Genomic DNA, 21,237 nt, shown 5'->3' on the forward strand with positions numbered 1-21,237 from the left:
TATTGATATATTGCGTTTTATTTTACACATGGGCAATGTTATTGATGATAACCCACAATAAAGCGCCCAAATTTTTGAATCGCCATATCTAAATCATCTTCACGAGGAAGAGTAACGATACGGAAATGGTCTGGGTATGGCCAGTTAAAGGCAGTCCCTTGTACCAGTAGCACTTTTTCTTGCAGTAATAAATCGAGGATCATTTTCTGATCGTCTTTAATACTGTAGCGATTTAAGTCAATTTTAGGGAACATATACAATGCCCCCATAGGTTTAACACAAGAAACACCGGGGATTTGATTAATCAGTTCCCAAGCACGATTACGTTGCTCATATAAGCGACCACCGGGCAGAATAAACTCACTAATACTTTGATAACCCCCTAATGCAGTTTGAATGGCATGTTGCATAGGAACGTTAGCGCATAAGCGCATAGACGCTAACATATTTAAGCCTTCAATATAGCTTTTAGCATGTTTTTTAGGGCCGTTTAATACCATCCAACCTTGACGGAAACCTGCAACACGGTAGGTTTTTGATAAACCATTAAATGTTACGGTTAATAAATCGGGTGCCATCGCCGCAATAGAATGATGCTGCGCATCGTCATACAGAATTTTATCGTAGATCTCGTCAGCGAAGATAATCAGATCATGTTGACGTGCTATTTCAACGATTTCCAGCAAAATATCTTTGCTATATACCGCACCTGTTGGGTTATTTGGATTGATAATAACAATACCGCGGGTATTTTTTGTAATTTTACTGCGGATATCATCTAAATCAGGGAACCAACCTTGTTGCTCGTCACACATATAGTGAACTGCATTTCCTCCTGAAAGAGAAACTGCTGCTGTCCATAATGGGTAATCTGGCGCAGGTACTAGCATTTCATCGCCATTATTCAATAAGGCTTGCATCGCTTGTACGATTAGCTCAGAAACGCCATTACCAATATAGATGTCTTCAACAGTGATATCTCGCATATCACGAGCTTGATAATGCTGCATGATAGCTTTACGCGCAGAAAACAGACCTTTGGAGTCACTGTAACCCTGAGAGCTTGGTAGATTGCGGATCACATCTACTAAAATTTCATCAGGTGCTTCAAAGCCAAAAGGTGCCGGGTTACCAATATTGAGTTTTAAAACTTTGTTACCTTCTTCTTCCAGACGTTTTGCTTCTTGCAAAACCGGACCTCTAATGTCGTAACAGACATGTTCGAGTTTGTTTGATTTTTTAATCTGATTCATAGCGCGTTTACCTAATAGGGTCTGACTCGTATCTTTATTGTGATTATGGCGACTTAGCGACATTTATCGCCGATAGCTATTCATATAGAAAGATACAAATGAAAAGGCTGTCCCAGCAAATAACTGTTCTATCACTCTACTCTTACGTTACAAACTTTTGAAGATGCTAGGTAATTTTTGGTGTAAAAGGTCAATTTATTCTTAGAATGTTATTTTGATGACTGATTGTATTGCTTATGATGGATTTATATTTCAGTTTCATTAAATAAACCGGGTTATTATTCTATTGAACAGGGGCTTTTTAGTGTGGTGATTAGAAACAAGTTGATGTGATAGATAGGTAGATGAAATGTTGCATAATCAATTATTGAATAATTTTATCGGATTTGTATTATCTGACTTAATATATTAAATTTTCAAATAATATGGTTAAATCTACTTTATTCTATAGCAATCAATTAGTTTAAGTATAAATTAAATTTAAATCTTAAATTTAATTTATAGGGGAAGATACTTAAACTCGAATGCATAGTTAAGATAATTTAAATTATTTTCAAAATGTTAAAATTTATGAATGATAAAGCAATATAGTATGATCTAAGTCTAACTTGTGATGATGGCATACAGTTCTTTCTTGTGAATGCTTAAAATGATAATAAAATTTAATTTGTTACAAAAAGATGCAATTCCTTTCTATCTAGGAGGTGTAAACGATAAGAAACAAATGTAAAGTATTCGGTATGTCTTTGCTCTCCTTTTCAGAGTAGAGTACTGTCTGAATCGGAAGTCTTTTTTAGACTTTTGATATAAAACACCAGGTATATGTAATTTAAAAATCAAAAATAAGTGAAGAATAAACAATGATTAATGCAAATCGTCCGATAATGAATCTCGACCTCGATCTGCTTAGAACGTTTGTAGCTGTAGCAGATTTGAACACTTTTGCGGCAGCCGCTGCTGCTGTATGTCGAACCCAATCTGCTGTGAGTCAGCAGATGCAACGTTTAGAGCAATTGGTGGGTAGAGAGCTTTTCGCCCGTCATGGTCGTAATAAACTTTTAACCGAGCATGGTCTACAACTGTTAGGTTATGCGCGTCAAATTCTGCGTGCGAATGATGATGCAACGGCATCATTAACGTATAGCGATGCAGAAGGGGAGCTACGTATTGGTGCTTCTGATGACTCTGTTGATACTTTATTACCGTTTTTATTAAACCGTATCGCATCAGTGTATCCACGTTTAGCTGTTGATGTCCGTATTAAGCGTTCTCAATATATTGAGACAATGCTAGATAATCATGAAATTGATTTAGCATTAACAACGGCACGTATTGCTCATCATCCACGTACAGCGTTACGTACTGCACCAGTGCTATGGCATTGTGCACCAGATTTCCAATTACAAATGAATGAACCTATTCCTTTAGTTGTAATGGATGAAACGAACCCATTCCGTCAATTAGCGATAAACACGTTAGATGACGCTGGAATTCAATGGCGTATTGCTTATGAAGCTGCATCTTTATCTGCTGTTCGTGCCGCAGTTAATGCCGAAGTGGGTATTACTGCACGTCCACTTGAAATGCAAAATGCCGATTTACGTATTTTAGGTGAAAGCGAAGGGTTACCTCGTTTACCTGAAACACAATATTGGTTGTATCGTAACGCTGATGAACAAAATGAAGCGGTGTTAACTGTATTCAATGCGATTGAAAACAAGAAAACACCTTATACCGTCACTGCACCTGAAGATATTAGCGCTATTGAACTTGAATAATCATATTAATAATTGTGTGAACTTTTTAGCGTTAAAACACAAAAATTAAAGATTAAAAAAGAGTCAAATAAAACTGGATAGTGATGAATAATGATAAACGGGAATAGATGCAATAAAGTGCATTTATTTCCGTTTTTTTATTGCCATTTTTTGAAATAGTAACACTATGTTAATAATTATGCTGTTTTATGTATTTATCTTTGTGACATTTCATTCCATAACTACCTTAACTGCTTGTTAAAAAAATGTTTACCTTCCCCCTTGGTTAATCACTTGTAGGATTTGTTAACAAATAAAAAGATTGTCTAGGTTTTAAGAGAATAAAAAAGTAAATCTAAGCGGATATTTGACCTCCTCCACAATATTAGAAAGTTAATTTGTTAAAATTTGGATAAATTTTAAACTGATTAAGTATTTTTTCGACTATTTTGTGAGATTGATCAAAAAAATAAGGCACATTTGCCTGTGTTGAGTCAGGTTTTTCCTGAGATACTGGTGTAGTAAAATCGAATTATCGGTTAGACTAAGCGTGTTAGCATAAAGTTTGTCGGTTGACTGACACGTTTTAGCATTAGCCAGTAGTTGGGTGTTAAAAATGAGTGTTAAATTTGTTAAATCGCGATAGAAAACTGAGTGATTTGTCGCAAAGTTTTCTAAAAAAGAAGAAAGGTATAAATAGACTGTTATTATTTCTTTAATTAGCAAGTCTGTTTAATTCGCCTTTTTTTTCGTAATTAGAAATGTGGTGTAAACCGCCGGATAAGAGTTGGTTAATTGACACCACCTTTGATGAGTAAGCAATGAGTATGTCTACAACCACCGAAGTTATCGCCCATCATTGGGCATTTGCTGTCTTCCTCATAGGCGCATTGGGGTTATGTTCGCTCATGTTGTTGGGTGCCCGCTATTTAGGCGGACGCGCACAGGCAAGGGCAAAGCATGTTCCTTATGAATCTGGTCTTGATTCCGTTGGCAGCGCTCGTCTGCGCATGTCAGCTAAATTCTATTTAGTTGCCATGTTTTTCGTTATTTTCGATGTTGAAGCACTGTTTCTTTATGCCTGGGCTGTTTCCGTTCGTGAAGTTGGCTGGTTAGGCTTTATTGAAGCGTCAGTCTTCATCGCTATTTTATTAGCTGGATTATTCTATTTGGTTCGCATAGGTGCATTAGATTGGACGCCTGTTCGCTCTCGCCGTGAAACTGCGAGTAAAAGCCATGTTCGATTAACCAGCGGCAAACATCCGCAGCAGTAATAAGCGAGGCATTAGAAATGGATTATACGCTCACCCGCATAGATCCGAACGGTGAGAATGACCGTTATCCCCTGCAATCACAGGAAATTGTCAGTGACCCATTAGATGCTCACGTTCATCGCAGCGTGTATATGGGGAAACTGGAACATGCGTTGCATGACGTTGTGAACTGGGGACGAAAAAACTCTTTATGGCCATATAACTTTGGTCTTTCCTGTTGTTACGTTGAAATGGTGACGTCATTTACGGCTGTGCATGACGTGGCTCGTTTTGGTTCAGAAGTATTACGTGCATCACCTCGTCAAGCTGACTTTATGGTGGTTGCGGGTACTTGTTTTACTAAGATGGCGCCCGTTATTCAACGTTTATACGATCAGATGTTAGAGCCTAAATGGGTTATCTCTATGGGGGCATGTGCAAACTCTGGTGGTATGTACGATATCTACTCAGTAGTGCAAGGTGTTGATAAGTTCATTCCAGTTGATGTGTATATTCCTGGATGTCCGCCACGCCCTGAAGCTTACATGCAAGCACTGATGTTATTACAAGAGTCCATTGGTAAAGAACGTCGCCCATTATCATGGGTTGTCGGCGACCAAGGCGTTTACCGTGCCAATATGCAATCAGAACGAGAAAGAAAACACGGTGAACGTATCGCAGTGAAAAACCTGCGTACTCCTGACGAAATTTAAAGGCTTTTGCCTAAGACGTAACCAGAGCAATGTGTTGCGATCATAGTAACCCTGATCAAAGTTGTGGTGAATAGAAATGACCGATCAGATAGCGCAAAAAGGCGCTCGGCCAGCGTGGGAAACGACCGATCATATTGATGATCAGGTGGTTAATGAACTGCGTCAGAAATTTGGGCCAGATGCGTTTACGTTCCAGCCTACTCGTACTGGCATGCCAGTGGTGTGGGTAAAACGGGAACAACTTATTGAGGTAATGCTATACCTCAAATCTTTACCAAAACCTTATGTCATGCTGTTTGATATGCATGGTTTTGATGAGCGTCTTCGTACGCATCGTCAAGGCTTGCCAGCAGCCGATTTTTCCGTTTTCTATCATCTGATATCAATCGATCGTAATAAAGATATCATGCTGAAAGTCGCATTAAGTGAAAATGATCTTAATGTTCCGACTATCACATCTCTCTTTCCTAACTCGAATTGGTATGAGCGTGAAGTCTGGGATATGTTTGGGATTGTCTTTAATGGGCATCCAAATTTACGCCGTATTATGATGCTTCCTGATTGGGAAGGTCATCCACTGCGTAAAGATTATCCTGCTCGTGCGACAGAGTTCGATCCTTATGTGCTGACAAAGCAGAAACAGGATCTGGAAATGGAATCGCTGACATTCAAACCTGAAGAGTGGGGGATGAAACGCGGTACTGAGAATGAGGACTTTATGTTCTTAAACCTCGGTCCTAACCATCCATCATCTCACGGTGCATTCCGTATTATTCTTCAGCTTGATGGCGAGGAAATCGTCGACTGTGTGCCTGACGTGGGTTATCACCACCGTGGTGCTGAAAAAATGGGTGAGCGCCAATCTTGGCACAGCTATATCCCATACACAGACCGAATCGAATATCTCGGCGGATGCGTTAACGAAATGCCTTATGTACTTGCAGTGGAAAAACTTGCCGGTATTGAGGTACCTGAACGCGTTAAAGTCATTCGTGTCATGCTGTCAGAGCTATTCCGTATTAATAGCCACTTACTGTATATCAGTACCTTTATTCAAGACGTTGGTGCAATGACACCGGTGTTCTTTGCCTTTACTGACCGTCAGAAAGTTTACAACATCGTTGAAGCCATTACGGGATTCCGTATGCACCCTGCATGGTTCCGTATCGGTGGTGTTGCTCATGACTTACCACGCGGTTGGGAACGTTTATTACGTGAATTCTTAGATTGGATGCCAAAACGTCTAGATTCTTACGTAAAAGCGGCACTGCAAAACAGTATTTTGAAAGGTCGTACAATTGGTGTTGCCTCTTATAACTCAAAAGAAGCGTTAGAGTGGGGTGTAACAGGTGCGGGTCTTCGTGCAACAGGCGTTGAGTTTGACGTGCGTAAATGGCGTCCATATTCAGGTTATGAAAACTTTGAATTTGAAATCCCAGTTGCAAGCAATGGTGACTGTTATGACCGCGTTATGCTGAAAGTAGAAGAACTACGCCAAAGCTTACGTATTCTGGAACAGTGCTATAAAAACATGCCAGAAGGACCATTTAAAGCAGATCATCCACTGACAACGCCTCCACCAAAAGAGCGCACATTACAGCATATCGAAACCATGATTAACCACTTCTTACAGGTTTCATGGGGCCCAGTTATGCCTGCTAATGAATCATTCCAGATGGTTGAAGCCACTAAAGGGATCAACAGTTATTACTTAACCAGTGATGGCAGCACAATGAGCTACCGTACACGTATTCGTACGCCAAGCTTTGCTCACTTACAACAAATCCCAGCGGTTATCCGCGGTAGTCTGGTTTCTGACTTGATTGTGTATCTGGGAAGTATTGATTTTGTAATGTCGGATGTGGATCGTTAATCATGCAAAATGAATTAAACCAAAAAGATGATGCAGTGCAGATCGAAATCGTTGATGTAACACATTCAAAGAAAGCAACGTTTGTTTTAACTGAAGAAGAGCGTGCTGAAATTGAACAAGAAAAACATCACTATGAAGATCCACGAGCAGCCTCTATTGAAGCACTGAAAATTGTGCAAAAGAACCGTGGTTGGGTTGAAGACGGCGCGATTTATGCGATTGCGGATGTTCTTGGGATCCCTGCAAGCGATGTTGAAGGCGTTGCTACGTTCTATAGCCAAATTTTCCGTCAACCCGTTGGCCGTCACATCATTCGTTTTTGTGACAGCGTGGTTTGTCATATTACAGGTTATCAAGGCATTCAGGCCGCAATTGAAAAGCACCTTAATATCATTCCTGGTCAAACAACACCAGATGGTCGCTTTACGTTACTGCCAACCTGCTGTTTAGGTAATTGTGATAAAGGTCCTACCATGATGGTAGATGACGATACTCACAGCTTTGTTAAACCTGAAGAGATTGAAACGTTACTGGAGCAGTATCCATGACAGCAATTTCAGGAGCAAAACCGATTATTCGTAGCGCAGAAACGCACCCGCTAACGTGGCGCTTACGTGATGATCGTCAGCCTGTATGGTTGGATGAATACCGTGCTACAAACGGTTATAAAGCGGCAGAAAAAGCATTAAAAGGTATGTCACCGACTGAGGTGACCACTGAAGTTAAAGATGCTGGCCTAAAAGGTCGTGGTGGTGCTGGATTCTCAACAGGCTTGAAGTGGAGCCTGATGCCAAAAGATGAAAGCATGAATATCCGTTACATTCTTTGTAATGCAGATGAAATGGAGCCGGGTACTTATAAAGACCGTCTCTTGATGGAAGAGCTTCCACATCTGTTAATTGAAGGGATGATTATCGGCGCTCACGCACTAAAAGCTTACCGTGGCTATATTTTCCTTCGTGGCGAATATATCGAAGCGGCTAAGAATTTACGCCATGCTATTGAGGAAGCAAAAGCAGCAGGCTTTCTTGGTAAAAATATCTTTGGTTCAGGCGTTGATTTTGAACTGTTTGTTCACACAGGTGCAGGTCGTTACATCTGTGGTGAAGAGACAGCATTAATCAACTCGTTAGAAGGTCGTCGTGCTAACCCGCGCTCTAAACCTCCATTCCCTGCAACATCAGGTGCATGGGGTAAACCAACTTGTGTCAATAACGTTGAAACACTGTGTAACGTACCTGCGATTATTGAACACGGCAAAGATTGGTATATCGGCTTAAGTGAAGGCAAAAGCCCAGATGCGGGTACTAAATTAATGGGATTCTCAGGTCGTGTGAAATATCCGGGCTTATGGGAATTACCCTTTGGTACAACAGCGCGTGAGATCCTTGAAGATTACGCAGGCGGTATGCGTGATGGTCTTAAACTGAAAGCATGGCAACCGGGGGGGGCAGGTACTGACTTCTTAACAGAAGATCATCTCGATCTCCCAATGGATTTTGGCACGATTGCAAAAGCAGGTAGCCGTTTAGGTACAGCACTTGCGATGGCGGTAGATAATGAAATTAATATGGTTTCATTAACCCGTAACTTAGAAGAGTTCTTTGCTCGTGAATCTTGTGGCTGGTGTACACCTTGTCGTGATGGCTTGCCATGGAGTGTCGAAATCTTACGTGCGATAGAAAACGGCAAAGGTCGCCCAGGTGATATTGAAACCCTTGAGCATTTGTGTCGTTCTTTAAGTCCGGGACACACATTCTGTGCTCACGCACCGGGTGCAGTAGAACCTTTACAAAGCGCCATTAAATATTTCCGTGAAGAATTTGAGGCAGGCATTATTCAAGAAGATTATACCAATGCCAACTTGATCAGAGGTATTCAGCCTAACTTGCTGAAAAGCCGCTGGTAATTTTTCACGACACATTCTAGGTTTAACGCCTGCTGTGCAGGCCTTTGGGAAGCATGCTGACTATGGCTACGATTCATGTAGACGGCAAAGAATATGAAGTTAACGGGGCTGATAACCTGTTAGAAGCCTGTCTTAATTTAGGCTTAGATATTCCTTATTTTTGCTGGCACCCAGCGCTGGGAAGCGTTGGCGCTTGCCGCCAGTGTGCGGTGAAGCAGTATCAAAATGCTGAGGATACCCGCGGTCGTTTAGTGATGTCTTGTATGACACCGGCGACTGATGGCACGTTTATCTCTATTGACGACGAAGAAGCGAAGAAGTTTCGTGAAAGTGTTGTTGAATGGTATATGACAAACCATCCTCATGACTGTCCAGTTTGTGAAGAAGGCGGTAACTGCCACCTTCAAGATATGACAGTAATGACAGGTCATACTATGCGTCGCTATCGCTTTACCAAGCGTACACATAGAAACCAAGATCTGGGACCGTTTATTTCTCATGAAATGAACCGTTGTATCGCTTGTTACCGTTGTGTTCGTTACTACAAAGACTATGCCGATGGTACCGATCTTGGCGTCTTTGGTGCACATAACAACGTATTCTTTGGACGCGTTGAAGATGGCACATTAGAGAGCGAATTCTCGGGTAACTTGGTCGAGATTTGTCCGACAGGTGTATTTACTGATAAAACGCACTCATCACGTTATAACCGTAAGTGGGATATGCAGTTTGCACCAAGTATTTGCCAAGGTTGTAGCATGGGTTGTAACACAAGCCCGGGTGAACGTTATGGTGAATTACGTCGTATCGAAAACCGTTATAACGGGACTGTAAACCGCTATTTCCTTTGTGACCGTGGTCGTTTTGGCTATGGTTATGTGAATTTAGCAAGCAGACCTCGTCAGCCTAAAAAACGTTTAGGCAGTAACTGGTTAGAAATTAACGCTGTTCAAGCGACTCAAGCGGCTGCGGATATGCTGAAGAAAAGCCAGCGTATCGTGGGTATTGGTTCCCCGCGTGCAAGCATTGAGAGTAACTTCGCATTACGTGAAGTTGTTGGCGCTGAAAACTTCTATAGTGGTATCTCTGCATCAGAGCAAAAACGACTGACTTTAATGTTAGATATTTTACAAAAAGGTGGCGTTCATACCCCATCGCTGCGTGAAATTGAAGATTACGATGCTGTTTTAGTGTTAGGTGAAGATTTAACACAAACAGGGGCTCGTATGGCATTGTCTGTACGTCAAGCCGTGAAAGGTAAAGCACGAGAAATGGCAGCCGCTCAAAAAGTGGCTGACTGGCAAATTGCTGCGATTATGAATATCGGACAACGTGCAAAATATCCACTGTTTGTCACTCATGTTGATGAAACTCGTCTCGATGATGTTGCTGCATGGAGTTATCGTGCTCCAGTTGTTGATCAAGCGCGTTTAGGCTTTGCGATTGCAAATAACATTAATGGTGATGCACCCGCTGTTGATGGGATCGATGAAGCACTGAATAAACATATTGAAATGGTTGTTCAAGCACTTTCTCAAGCGAAGAAACCATTAATTATCAGTGGTAGCCATGCAGGTAGCGAAGACGTTATCAAAGCAGCCGCTAACATTGCTTTTGCATTAAAAGCAAAAGGTAATGAAGTCGGGCTTTCTTTCGTTGCTGATGATGCAAACAGCATGGGTCTTGCCATGATGAATGCACAACCACTTGATGATGCATTAAAAATGATGCGCAGTGGTCAAGTTAACACTGTTGTTGTAATGGAAAACGATTTATATCGCCATTACGATGCTGACGTGATTGATGATGCGATTGCTAAAGTCGATAACGTTATTGTTATCGACCACCAGCAAACAGACATTATGGCGAAAGCACATCTTGTTCTCCCAGCATCTTCATTCGCTGAAAGCGATGGAACAATGGTGAGTCAAGAGGGCAGAGCACAACGTTACTTCCAAGTATTCGAACCTTCTTTCTATAACAAAGATGTGGTGATGCATGAAAGCTGGCGTTGGTTGAGTGCTGTTGATTCGCAATGGCATGAAAGAACGCTGGATTGGACACAGTTAGACAATGTTATTGAGCATTGTGCAACCAGTCTTCCTCAGTTTGCTGGCATTGTGGATGCTGCACCGAATGCATCATTCCGTATTCGTGGACAGAAACTGGCGCGTGAACCCCATCGTTATAGCGGTCGTACTTCTATGTTGGCAAATGTGTCTGTTCATGAACAGCGTCAACCAAAAGATATCGACACCCCATTTGCATTCTCAATGGAAGGTAATAACAGCCCAACAGCGCCTCGTCAGCAAATTCCATTTGCATGGGCGCCGGGTTGGAACTCACCTCAAGCATGGAATAAATTCCAAGCAGAAGTGGGGGGGAGCTTACGCTTTGGTGATCCGGGTGTGCGCTTAATCGAATGTGGTAATAATACACTTGGCTATTTCACTGATATTCCTGCGCCATTTAATGCTCAGAAAAATCAATGGACTGTCGCACCTTGCTACCGTTTATTTGGTAGTGAAGAGTTATCACAACGCGCTGAAGTTATCCAATCTCGTATGGAAACTGCTTATTTAACATTGAGTGAATCTGATGCCCAAGCACTAGCGTTAACTCAAGGTCAGCAAGCGATGTTTACTTACGAAGGCCGTGAATTCACCTTACCTGTGAAAATCAGTGCTCACCTGACTCAAGGTCAAATTGGCTTGCCGTTAGGTATGGCGGGTATTTCTCCATCGCTGGTGGGTGTATCGGTTCGTCAACTGCGGGGTATTGCATAATGAGCTGGTTATCTCCTGAAGTTACAGAGATTTTACTCACCGTTTTAAAAGCCGTCGTGATCTTGCTTGTCGTGGTCACTTGTGGTGCTTTTATGAGTATGGGGGAACGTCGTTTACTGGGTTTATTCCAAAACCGTTATGGGCCTAACCGTGTAGGTTATGCAGGTTCAGCACAGCTAATTGCGGATATGATCAAAATGTTCTTTAAAGAAGACTGGATCCCGAAATTTGCTGACCGCTTTATCTTCACCATTGCGCCAGTGATTGCATTTTCATCTTTACTGCTGTCATTTGCGATTGTACCTGTTAGCTCAACATGGGTTGTTGCTGACTTAAACATCGGTATTTTGTTCTTCTTGATGGTTGCAGGTATTGCGGTGTATGCCGTGTTATTTGCAGGATGGTCAAGTAATAACAAATATTCACTGTTAGGTGCAATGCGTGCTTCAGCACAAACCGTAAGTTATGAAGTGTTCTTAGGACTTTCAATCTTAGGTGTTGTTGCACAAGCAGGCTCTTTTAACCTGACTGACATCGTAAACTCACAAGCAAATATGTGGAATGTCATCCCACAATTCTTTGGCTTTATTACGTTTGCGATTGCTGGGGTTGCGGTTTGTCACCGTCATCCATTTGACCAACCAGAAGCAGAGCAAGAGCTGGCTGATGGTTATCACATTGAATATTCTGGTATGAAATTCGGTTTATTCTTTGTGGGTGAATATATCGGGATCGTTGCGGTATCGGGTCTTATCGTGACGTTATTCTTTGGGGGTTGGCAAGGTCCTTTCTTACCGTCATTCGTTTGGTTTGCACTGAAAACAGGATTCTTCATGATGATGTTTATCCTTATTCGTGCTTCGTTACCGCGTCCGCGTTACGACCAAGTGATGTCTTTCGGTTGGAAAATTTGCTTACCGTTAACGCTTATTAATCTGCTGGTAACTGCTGCAGTGATACTTTACAACGCTCAATAAGGGGTGATTGAACCATGACTTTAAAAGAGTTATTGACTGGTTTCGGCACCCAGGTACGAAGCATTTGGATGATTGGCTTACATGCCTTCGCCAAACGTGAAACACAGATGTACCCGGAAGAACCTGTCAATGTTGCACCACGCTATCGTGGACGTATTGTGTTGACGCGTGATCCTGATGGTGAAGAGCGCTGTGTTGCTTGTAACTTGTGTGCAGCAGTCTGTCCAGTAGGCTGTATTTCATTACAGAAAGCAGAACATGAAGATGGTCGTTGGTATCCGGAGTTTTTCCGTATCAACTTTTCTCGTTGTATCTTCTGCGGTTTATGTGAAGAAGCTTGCCCAACAACGGCGTTGCAATTAACGCCTGATTTTGAAATGGGTGAGTTTAAGCGTCAGGATCTGGTTTATGAAAAAGACGATCTGTTGATTTCTGGGCCCGGCAAATATCCTGAATATAACTTTTACCGTAAAACAGGTATGGCGATTAACGGCAAAGACAAAGGTGATGCAGATGATGAAGCTAAACCTATCGATGTCAAAAGCCTGTTACCGTAAGGAGCGATATTCATGGAATTTGCATTTTACATCGCGGGGCTGATTGCCATCCTTGCAACATTGAGAGTGATCACTCATACCAATCCCGTACACGCATTGCTGTACTTAGTGATTTCATTGATTGCACTCTCTGTGGTTTTCTTCTCGTTAGGCGCCTATTTTGCGGGTGCATTAGAAATCATCGTTTACGCTGGCGCCATTATGGTGTTGTTCGTTTTCGTGGTAATGATGCTCAACTTAGGTAAATCCGTTGTTGATCAAGAGAAAAAGTGGCTACAACCGAAGTTTTGGATTGGACCTGCACTTTTATCTCTCACTTTACTTGTGGTGTTAGTGTACGCCATTAGTAGTGTGACTCACGGCGAAATTGCTGGAGAAGTGATTGGCGCAAAAGAGGTCGGTATTAGCTTATTTGGACCTTATATTCTGGCTGTTGAGTTAGCATCTGTTCTCTTGTTGTCTGGGTTAATAGTTGCTTATCACATTGGTCGTGATCAGAGCCATGACGATCTCGTCGAAAACGAAAACGCAGGGGAGCAAAAATGATACCTCTTCAACATGGTTTGATCTTGGCTGCGGTACTGTTTGTGTTAGGTTTTACCTGCTTAGTACTTCGCCGCAACCTGTTGTTTATGTTGATCGGACTAGAAATTATGATTAATGCAGCTGCACTGGCATTTGTTGTCGGAGGTAGCTTTTGGGGTCAAACAGATGGTCAGATAATGTATATCATGGCAATCAGTTTGGCGGCGGCAGAGGCAAGTATTGGTCTGGCATTGTTGTTACAGCTTCATAGACATCGCCAAAATATCAATATTGATACAGTCAGTGAGATGCGCGGATGAATATACTCTATTTAACCATTCTGCTACCACTGCTGGGATTCTTACTGCTCGCTTTCTCGCATGGTCGTTGGTCTGAAAACGTATCAGCATGGATTGGTACAGGTTCTGTTGGTTTATCTGCCCTAGTTACTCTTTGGGCCGGTATGGATTTCTTTGCTAACGGGCAAGAAACTCAAGTTCTGACTTTATGGAACTGGATGTCAGCTGGGAATTTCAATATTCCGTTTACATTGGTTCTTGATGGTCTTTCATTAACAATGCTGGGTGTGATTACTGGTGTTGGCTTCCTTATTCATATGTATGCATCTTGGTATATGCGTGGCGAAGAAGGGTATTCTCGCTTCTTTGCTTATACCAACTTATTTATCGCAAGTATGGTTGTCTTAGTACTGGCTGATAATATGATGCTGATGTATATGGGATGGGAAGGGGTTGGTTTATGTAGTTACCTGTTAATTGGTTTCTATTATAGCAATCCTGCTAATGGCGCAGCTGCGATGAAAGCGTTTATCGTAACGCGTATCGGTGATGTGTTCTTAGCTATCGGTATGTTTATCCTGTTTGACCAATTAGGTACATTGAGCTTCCGTGAAATGGCCGTGCTTGCTCCTGAGCAATTAGCAGTAGGTTCAAGCGTCATTAACTGGGCAATGTTAATGGTATTAGGCGGTGCAGTCGGTAAATCAGCACAGCTTCCATTACAAACTTGGTTAGCCGATGCAATGGCAGGCCCAACACCGGTATCTGCATTAATTCACGCCGCAACCATGGTCACGGCGGGTGTGTACTTAGTGGCACGTAGCAATGCGCTATTCTTAATGGCACCAGAAGTACTGGAATTAGTCGGTATTATCGGTGCAGTGACATTAGTGTTAGCCGGCTTTGCCGCTTTAGTACAAACAGATATCAAACGTATTCTTGCTTATTCAACCATGAGCCAAATTGGTTATATGTTCTTGGCTTTAGGCGCTCAAGCATGGGATGCGGCAATTTTCCACTTAATGACTCACGCTTTCTTTAAAGCATTACTGTTCTTATCCGCAGGTTCTGTGATTATTGCCTGCCACCACGAACAAAATATCTTTAAGATGGGCGGGTTACGTAAGAAGATCCCATTTGTTTATGCTTGTTTCCTCATTGGTGGTGGCGCATTAGCGGCATTACCACTGTTAACAGCAGGGTTCTTCAGTAAAGATGAAATCTTATGGGGTGCGTATTCAAACGGGCATGTTAACTTAATGCTTGCAGGTTTAGTGGGCGCGTTATTTACGTCACTTTATACCTTCCGTTTGATTTTCATCGTATTCCATGGTGAAACCAAAACCGAAGCACATCAAGTTAAAGGGTTTACTCATACTTTCCCATTAGCGGTATTAGCACTGTTATCAACATTTATCGGTGCGTTAATTACTCAGCCGTTAGGTGCTGTTTTCCCTGAAGGAAACGCATCGCATGAGGGTAAATATGTATTAGAAGCGCTTTCTGGTGTGGTAGCGATAGTAGGCGTTGTCATTGCAGCATGGTTATACCTGAAACAGCGTCAATGTGTTGCTAAGGTTGCCAATACTCGTACAGGTCGTTTCTTCTCAACATGGTGGTTCCATGCTTGGGGATTCGATGCACTGTATGAAGTGCTGTTTGTCAAACCTTATAAAGGGGCGGCGTGGCTTATCCAAAATGATCCTGTTAACCAATTCTTTAATCTATTCGGTTGCCTGCTTAAAGGGACCAATAAAGGATTAAGTTTCAGTGAGAATGGATTAGCACGTTGGTATGCGGCTTCTCTCGGTTTAGGTGCAGTGCTGGTCATCGCTCTGCTGCTTCTGGTTTAATTAAGGGACACATTGCGCCATGTTATTACCCTGGCTAATACTTATTCCCTTCATCGGTGGCCTGCTAAGTTGGCAGGCTGAACGAATCGGCTCGCAAGTTCCTCGCTGGGTTGCGTTGCTGACGATGGGATTAACACTCGTTATTTCTGTGCAACTTTGGTTGCAAGGCGATTATCAACTACTTAGTGCTGATGGAGCACCACGTTGGACAGAGTATTACTTTGTGCCGTGGATCCCTGCTTTAGGGATTAATATCCAATTTGCACTTGATGGTATGTCATTGCTGATGACGGTATTAACTGCGATTTTAGGGATCTTAGCAGTACTTTCATCGTGGAATGAAAATCAGCCATCACAAGGTGCTTTCCATTTTAACCTGCTGTGGATCTTAGCAGGTGTGATGGGCGTATTTTTAGCAACTGACCTATTTTTATTCTTCTTCTTCTGGGAAATGATGTTGATCCCAATGTATTTCCTGATTTCTTTATGGGGACACAAAGGAAGTAGTGATAAAAAACACGTTAGTGCAGCGACAAAATTCTTTATCTATACACAGGCAAGTGGTCTGTTAATGTTGCTGGCCATTATCGGTCTCGCGGTGGCTTTCTACCGTGGAACAGGTATTTGGACGTTTAACTACGATACTTTATTACAAGCACACACAGTATTAGGCTCTGAACTGCAATTTATCCTGATGTTAGGTTTCTTCGCTGCATTTGCAGTGAAAATGCCAATTGTTCCTGTACACGGCTGGTTAGCGGATGCTCACGCAGAAGCACCAACCGCAGGCTCTGTTGACTTATCAGGTATTTTGCTAAAAACAGCGGCTTACGGTCTATTACGGTTTAATTTACCCCTCTTCCCAGAAGCGTCAGCGTTACTGGCACCTGTGGCGATGTGGTTAGGTTTAATTACCGTATTTTATGCAGCATTACTGGCATTCCGTCAGACAGATATCAAACGTCTTGCGGCTTACAGTAGTATTTCTCACATGGGCTTTATCGTCATTGCGATTTATGCTGGCTCTGTATTGGCTTACCAAGGTGCGATTATTCAAATGATCACCAATGGTTTGTCAGCAGCAGGTCTGTTTATCATGTGTGGCATGCTGTATGAGCGTTTAGGTACGCGTGATATGAACCAAATGGGTGGATTGTGGAAAAGCATCCGTTTCTTACCTGCGTTTTCACTGTTCTTTGCGGTTGCCTCTTTAGGTATGCCAGGAACAGGTAACTTCGTCGGTGAGTTTATGATCCTGTTTGGTACTTATGGTCACTTTAAGCTGATCACCATTATTTCGGTCTTTGGTTTAGTCTTCGCATCTGTTTACGCGCTGTGGATGATGCAACAGGCTTACTATGGTTCACCGAAAACAGCTGAAAGAACCTATAAAGGGTTAGATCTGAGAGAGTTCTTTATTCTGATCACATTGGTCGTGTTACTGGTTATTTTGGGCTTCTTCCCACAACCTGTGTTAGACACATCAATATCAGCGATGGAAAATCTCCAGACTTGGTATTCCGCTTCTATTTCAACAGTAAGGCCGTAATTCGCCATGACAATAACTCCTGAACAATTGATCGCAATGCTACCGCTATTGATCGTCGGATTGACGGTGGTGGTTGTGATGCTGTCCATTGCGTGGCGACGCGATCATTTTATTATTGCCACTTTGACAGCAACAGGTTTCATCATTGCGCTGGGATCACTCTATTACGTTAATGCATTAGGCGTAGTGGACGTTACCACGCTTTACCATGTTGATGGATACTCTAGTTTCTTTACTGCACTAGTGATCCTTTCTGGTATTGGCACTATTGCTTTTGCTTATCCTTGGTTAGAAGGTTATCAAGATAACAAAGAAGAGTTTTACTTGCTGATTGCGATTGCGGTCATTGGGGGGATTTTACTCTCCTCAGCTCACCACTTCGCATCGATGTTTATTGGTATTGAATTACTGACATTACCGCTGTTTGGTCTTATCGGTTATGCATTCCAACAACGTCCCTCTTTGGAAGCGGGTATTAAATACATGTTGCTTTCGGCAGCCGCCTCTTCTTTCTTACTGTTTGGTATGGCACTTCTCTATGCAGAAGCAGGAAATCTCTCCTTTACTGCAATGGGACAAAGTTTAAGTGACAGCAATATCCATAAACCATTAGTGCTCGCTGGTTTAGGTATGATGTTAGTGGGAATTGGATTTAAATTATCTTTATTCCCATTCCAACTGTGGACACCCGATGTTTATCAAGGTGCACCAGCACCAACTGGCGCGTTCTTAGCGACAGCAAGTAAGATTGGTATTTTTGCGGTTGTTATGCGTTTATTCCTTGAAGCGCCAGCTGCGGATAGTGAAACCTTACGCATGATCTTAGGTTTCATGGCCATTGCCTCTATCTTGTTTGGTAACATCATGGCGTTAACGCAAAAGAGCGTGAAGCGCTTATTGGGTTACTCGTCAGTATCGCACCTTGGTTATCTGCTTGTGGCATTAATCGTGTTGCAATACAGCCCTGTATTAGCACAAGAAACCGCTGAAATTTATTTAGCCGGTTACTTGTTTGCAAGTCTGGGGGCGTTTGGTGCTATTGCCGTCGCTTCAAGTCCTTATCGTGAAAGCGAAATGGATACACTGGAAGATTACCGCGGATTATTCTGGCGCCGTCCTGTTGTTGCTGTGGTGATGTCACTGATGATGTTATCGCTGGCCGGTGTACCAATTACATTAGGTTTCATTGGTAAACTGTATGTCATCATTGCGGGCATTAGCTCAAGCTTATGGTGGTTAACAGGTATGGTTGTGTTAGGTAGTGCGATTGGTTTATTTTACTATCTACGTGCTGCGGCTATTGTCTTCTTACGCAAACCAGACAATGACAATACACCAGCGATTGCAACAACATCACAAAATATGGCGACATTTGTTGCGCTAATCTGTGCCATTGTTGTTATTGCATTAGGTGTATGGCCACAACCGTTAATTGAACTAACAAATTTTGCGATTATTGCGCCTGTAGCAAATTAATTGTAATAGTTAGATATTCAAATTAAGAGCGGCTCTTTTATAGAGCCGTTTTTTTGTTATTACGAATATGTTTTCATTTGTTCTGGTGTTTCATAATATAAAGAAAAATTATCTAAGAATGAAAAAATGGGTATGATTATGGATTCATTTAAAAAAATATTATTTTTCAACATTAATATTTTCGATGTTATTTCTCGCCAATGTTCAGAGAGAAACTCTAATTGCTTAATCAGGATGTGAAGGAAATAATCGATATCGACAAGCTTATAATGATGTTTTAAATTCAACAGTGTATGTTGTTGCTCAATTCTCAATTGATGAAGTTTCTTTATTCTTGTCAAATAGAGTGAGGTAAGTTGATGACGAGTTTCAACAACTTTAGTATAAGAAAAACCGTGATCTAATGTGGAAAATAGATTATTAAGTATTTTTATCAGTGAAGATAAAATACTTTTTTCTTGTGACTCAATATTCAGGTTTTCTATTTCTGATTGTTGAGGTAGTGTATTTTTGAAAAGATCAAAGAAATTTCTTTTATGTAAAATATCTTCACTATCACGGATAATATCCAGTTCTTTTTTTATTTTTTCTGACTCATTTTCTAAAACAAGGATCTCTTTCGAATGTTTTTCCAATTGGTTCTCTTTTTCATAAATAAAAGGCGTTAGTTTATTTGTGACAAATTGAGTTTTCAATTCTTCAATTTCAATTAATAAAGAATTATTATGCTCACTTATAATATTTACGCTTTCATCTATTTCATTAGAAAATAGACTGAGTATTTCGTTTTTTTCCTCCATTAATCTACTTTTTAGTTCATTGTTAAGAGCCCCATTTTTTATCTCACTGTTAATCTCATTAATTGTTTTTAAAATATCACTAGATAAATTTTGTCTTAATTTACTTTTTAATTTGAGTGAAAAGTAGATAATGCTCTCAATGTTTTTATTATTTTTTTCTATAAGTTTATTTATGTCTTCTTCGAGTGAATGTGCTGTATAGCACTTGCTATTACTCAAATAAAGAATATTTCTGTGTGCATGAAATAATTTATTATGTTCAAAGCATTTTTCAGATTGTAGGGTGTTTTCAGAATAAGCCATAACAATTTCCTTTTGTTAGTTTTGGGATGCGTAAAATGCAGATAGTGCGTTATCAAAAGAAAGTAAGATCTCTTTTGAATAACCAATAACCATGTACCAAGGCGCGATAATCTTTTCTAAATAAATACTAAATTTAATCAACTCCAATGCACTGTTAATTTTACTAAAGTGAGTTATTGATGTGTCTATTTCTGTTAATATGGCTTGCCATACATATTCAATATGTTCTAGTGCCATGTTTGTATCTTCAATAAATTGCTCAATTTCTTCTAATTCAATATAAAGCGTATTTAAGTGCAAAGACAAACCTGCATAGATATCGATATCAGCATTGATTTTTTTTACTTTATTAATGAGTTCATTTCTCTTTTTACGTATCGCTTCGGCTTTTGCGCCAAATATTCCTCCTGTAATAATAACGCCAATAATGCCTAGCGCGAGTCCAGTAAATGCAAGACCGACATAGTGTTTATATTCATCCTTTAGCATTGCAATTTCTTCAATCAGTAAATCGCGCTCTTCAATAAGTGAATGACTATTATCAGTATAAAACTCATTGATAAATCTTTTCTTATTAAGAATATCGTGATAAATAGAATAATGAGCAACATTCTGACTATCTTGACCACCCATTATTTTACTTCTAAATGTGGATAAACTCTCTTTTATTTTAATAGTTTTATCTCGTTCTTTTTCAATATCCTCTTTCATGCTTTCTAATATATGAATTAGTTGTGTTGCAACTTCTTTATCTTGAGGTGCATATTGAATGTTTTCTAACTCTTGCTCAGAGAAATCATTAATAGTAGAGGCTATTTTTGCTATTAAAGGCATTTGACTAATAAATGAAATAATGTTTTCACCTGTGGAGGTAATTTCTCTGCCAATTATTTCTAAATCAATTGCTTGTTGCTTAATAGCATATTCTATTTTATTCCACTCAAAGGCATGTTCACGTATTTTAATAAAGAGAGAGAGAATGTTATCAGGTGAAAGCTGTTGTGTGCTTATTTCATTATATCGAATGAAATTGATGACATCTTCTCTTTTATAAGGGAGTGAAAGTGCCTTATTAATATAAGATTTTATTTTAATTAAATCATGAGAAGTCACTATACCGGGTAATCGCCCATTTTCGATATTTATTCCTAATATTAAACTAAGTGCAACTTTAGGAACATCAGGCGATTCGATGATTTTATCGACATGTTCAAAGACGGTTGTATCCATATAACCTCACTTATGTATAATGATTTTTTATCTATACAGCATGATCTTAGAATGATTTGTTTACTATTTAGGATTTACTGATTAATGCTTCTACTTTGTAACATGAAAAATACAAAACTTTGAT

17 protein-coding genes are annotated in these 21,237 nt (G+C 40.7%); 14 read left to right on the plus strand and 3 right to left on the minus strand.

Going from position 1 to position 21,237, the window contains the following annotated elements:
- Positions 1–38 precede the first annotated feature (38 nt).
- Positions 39–1,253 carry a pyridoxal phosphate-dependent aminotransferase gene (locus B6258_RS01580; RefSeq protein ID WP_099073804.1) on the minus strand — a complete coding sequence of 405 codons (1,215 nt, stop codon included), beginning with the start codon at positions 1,251–1,253 and terminating at the stop codon, positions 39–41.
- Positions 1,254–2,113: 860 nt separating this feature from the next.
- Between B6258_RS01580 and hexA the strand changes: the two genes are divergently transcribed.
- From hexA to nuoN, 14 genes are all read left to right on the plus strand, one after another.
- Entirely contained in the window at positions 2,114–3,031 is a 918-nt protein-coding gene (gene hexA / locus B6258_RS01585; protein ID WP_099073805.1) for a transcriptional regulator HexA, read from the plus strand.
- An 800-nt stretch (positions 3,032–3,831) separates the two neighbouring features.
- Entirely contained in the window at positions 3,832–4,284 is a 453-nt protein-coding gene (locus tag B6258_RS01595) for an NADH-quinone oxidoreductase subunit A (RefSeq protein WP_036912633.1), read from the plus strand.
- A gap of 17 nt (positions 4,285–4,301) precedes the next feature.
- A complete protein-coding gene (locus B6258_RS01600) occupies positions 4,302–4,976 on the plus strand; it encodes a NuoB/complex I 20 kDa subunit family protein (RefSeq protein ID WP_004243697.1) in 675 nt (224 codons plus the stop codon).
- A gap of 76 nt (positions 4,977–5,052) precedes the next feature.
- Positions 5,053–6,849, plus strand: a complete 1,797-nt coding sequence (gene nuoC / locus B6258_RS01605; RefSeq protein ID WP_099073806.1) for an NADH-quinone oxidoreductase subunit C/D — start codon at positions 5,053–5,055, stop codon at positions 6,847–6,849.
- A 2-nt stretch (positions 6,850–6,851) separates the two neighbouring features.
- The gene (gene nuoE / locus B6258_RS01610) at positions 6,852–7,397 is read left to right on the plus strand and encodes an NADH-quinone oxidoreductase subunit NuoE (RefSeq protein WP_006533305.1); all 546 of its coding nucleotides are present in this window, start codon (positions 6,852–6,854) and stop codon (positions 7,395–7,397) included.
- Complete coding sequence (gene nuoF / locus B6258_RS01615) at positions 7,394–8,758, plus strand: NADH-quinone oxidoreductase subunit NuoF (protein ID WP_099073807.1); 1,365 nt, start codon at positions 7,394–7,396, stop codon at positions 8,756–8,758. The genes nuoE and nuoF overlap by 4 nt, the downstream gene beginning before the upstream one ends.
- A 53-nt stretch (positions 8,759–8,811) precedes the next feature.
- Positions 8,812–11,544, plus strand: a complete 2,733-nt coding sequence (nuoG, locus tag B6258_RS01620; RefSeq protein ID WP_099073808.1) for an NADH-quinone oxidoreductase subunit NuoG — start codon at positions 8,812–8,814, stop codon at positions 11,542–11,544.
- The gene (gene nuoH, locus B6258_RS01625; protein ID WP_098942360.1) at positions 11,544–12,521 is read left to right on the plus strand and encodes an NADH-quinone oxidoreductase subunit NuoH; all 978 of its coding nucleotides are present in this window, start codon (positions 11,544–11,546) and stop codon (positions 12,519–12,521) included. Before nuoG ends, nuoH begins: the two co-directional genes overlap by 1 nt.
- 14 nt (positions 12,522–12,535) lie before the next feature.
- Positions 12,536–13,078 carry an NADH-quinone oxidoreductase subunit NuoI gene (gene nuoI, locus B6258_RS01630; RefSeq protein WP_006533299.1) on the plus strand — a complete coding sequence of 181 codons (543 nt, stop codon included), beginning with the start codon at positions 12,536–12,538 and terminating at the stop codon, positions 13,076–13,078.
- Between the two features lie 12 nt (positions 13,079–13,090).
- On the plus strand, positions 13,091–13,624 hold the full coding sequence (nuoJ, locus tag B6258_RS01635) for an NADH-quinone oxidoreductase subunit J (RefSeq protein ID WP_099073809.1): 534 nt from the start codon (positions 13,091–13,093) through the stop codon (positions 13,622–13,624).
- Entirely contained in the window at positions 13,621–13,923 is a 303-nt protein-coding gene (gene nuoK / locus B6258_RS01640) for an NADH-quinone oxidoreductase subunit NuoK (RefSeq protein ID WP_099073810.1), read from the plus strand. The genes nuoJ and nuoK overlap by 4 nt, the downstream gene beginning before the upstream one ends.
- Entirely contained in the window at positions 13,920–15,755 is a 1,836-nt protein-coding gene (gene nuoL / locus B6258_RS01645; protein WP_099073811.1) for an NADH-quinone oxidoreductase subunit L, read from the plus strand. Before nuoK ends, nuoL begins: the two co-directional genes overlap by 4 nt.
- A gap of 19 nt (positions 15,756–15,774) precedes the next feature.
- Positions 15,775–17,304 carry an NADH-quinone oxidoreductase subunit M gene (gene nuoM, locus B6258_RS01650; RefSeq protein ID WP_099073812.1) on the plus strand — a complete coding sequence of 510 codons (1,530 nt, stop codon included), beginning with the start codon at positions 15,775–15,777 and terminating at the stop codon, positions 17,302–17,304.
- Between the two features lie 6 nt (positions 17,305–17,310).
- Positions 17,311–18,780: an NADH-quinone oxidoreductase subunit NuoN gene (nuoN, locus tag B6258_RS01655; RefSeq protein ID WP_099073813.1), complete on the plus strand. Its 1,470-nt coding sequence runs from the start codon at positions 17,311–17,313 to the stop codon at positions 18,778–18,780.
- Between the two features lie 59 nt (positions 18,781–18,839).
- On the opposite strand, the gene B6258_RS01660 is transcribed toward nuoN, so the two are convergent.
- Together B6258_RS01660 and B6258_RS01665 are read right to left on the minus strand one after the other, a co-directional pair.
- Complete coding sequence (locus tag B6258_RS01660; RefSeq protein ID WP_099073814.1) at positions 18,840–19,883, minus strand: alpha-xenorhabdolysin family binary toxin subunit B; 1,044 nt, start codon at positions 19,881–19,883, stop codon at positions 18,840–18,842.
- 15 nt (positions 19,884–19,898) lie between these two features.
- A complete protein-coding gene (locus B6258_RS01665; RefSeq protein ID WP_099073815.1) occupies positions 19,899–21,113 on the minus strand; it encodes an alpha-xenorhabdolysin family binary toxin subunit A in 1,215 nt (404 codons plus the stop codon).
- Positions 21,114–21,237 lie beyond the last annotated feature (124 nt).

The sequence above is a fragment of the Proteus alimentorum genome (genome assembly GCF_002607735.1).
In the GTDB taxonomy this organism is placed as follows: Bacteria; Pseudomonadota; Gammaproteobacteria; order Enterobacterales; family Enterobacteriaceae; genus Proteus; species Proteus alimentorum.

Bases quoted from the DNA above. Each gene is read 5' to 3' on its own strand.
- B6258_RS01580 (WP_099073804.1), bottom strand. From the start codon at position 1,253: ATGAATCAGATTAAAAAATCAAACAAACTCGAACATGTCTGTTACGAC.
- hexA (WP_099073805.1), top strand. From the start codon at position 2,114: ATGATTAATGCAAATCGTCCGATAATGAATCTCGACCTCGATCTGCTT.
- B6258_RS01595 (WP_036912633.1), top strand. From the start codon at position 3,832: ATGAGTATGTCTACAACCACCGAAGTTATCGCCCATCATTGGGCATTT.
- B6258_RS01600 (WP_004243697.1), top strand. From the start codon at position 4,302: ATGGATTATACGCTCACCCGCATAGATCCGAACGGTGAGAATGACCGT.
- nuoC (WP_099073806.1), top strand. From the start codon at position 5,053: ATGACCGATCAGATAGCGCAAAAAGGCGCTCGGCCAGCGTGGGAAACG.
- nuoE (WP_006533305.1), top strand. From the start codon at position 6,852: ATGCAAAATGAATTAAACCAAAAAGATGATGCAGTGCAGATCGAAATC.
- nuoF (WP_099073807.1), top strand. From the start codon at position 7,394: ATGACAGCAATTTCAGGAGCAAAACCGATTATTCGTAGCGCAGAAACG.
- nuoG (WP_099073808.1), top strand. From the start codon at position 8,812: ATGCTGACTATGGCTACGATTCATGTAGACGGCAAAGAATATGAAGTT.
- nuoH (WP_098942360.1), top strand. From the start codon at position 11,544: ATGAGCTGGTTATCTCCTGAAGTTACAGAGATTTTACTCACCGTTTTA.
- nuoI (WP_006533299.1), top strand. From the start codon at position 12,536: ATGACTTTAAAAGAGTTATTGACTGGTTTCGGCACCCAGGTACGAAGC.
- nuoJ (WP_099073809.1), top strand. From the start codon at position 13,091: ATGGAATTTGCATTTTACATCGCGGGGCTGATTGCCATCCTTGCAACA.
- nuoK (WP_099073810.1), top strand. From the start codon at position 13,621: ATGATACCTCTTCAACATGGTTTGATCTTGGCTGCGGTACTGTTTGTG.
- nuoL (WP_099073811.1), top strand. From the start codon at position 13,920: ATGAATATACTCTATTTAACCATTCTGCTACCACTGCTGGGATTCTTA.
- nuoM (WP_099073812.1), top strand. From the start codon at position 15,775: ATGTTATTACCCTGGCTAATACTTATTCCCTTCATCGGTGGCCTGCTA.
- nuoN (WP_099073813.1), top strand. From the start codon at position 17,311: ATGACAATAACTCCTGAACAATTGATCGCAATGCTACCGCTATTGATC.
- B6258_RS01660 (WP_099073814.1), bottom strand. From the start codon at position 19,883: ATGGCTTATTCTGAAAACACCCTACAATCTGAAAAATGCTTTGAACAT.
- B6258_RS01665 (WP_099073815.1), bottom strand. From the start codon at position 21,113: ATGGATACAACCGTCTTTGAACATGTCGATAAAATCATCGAATCGCCT.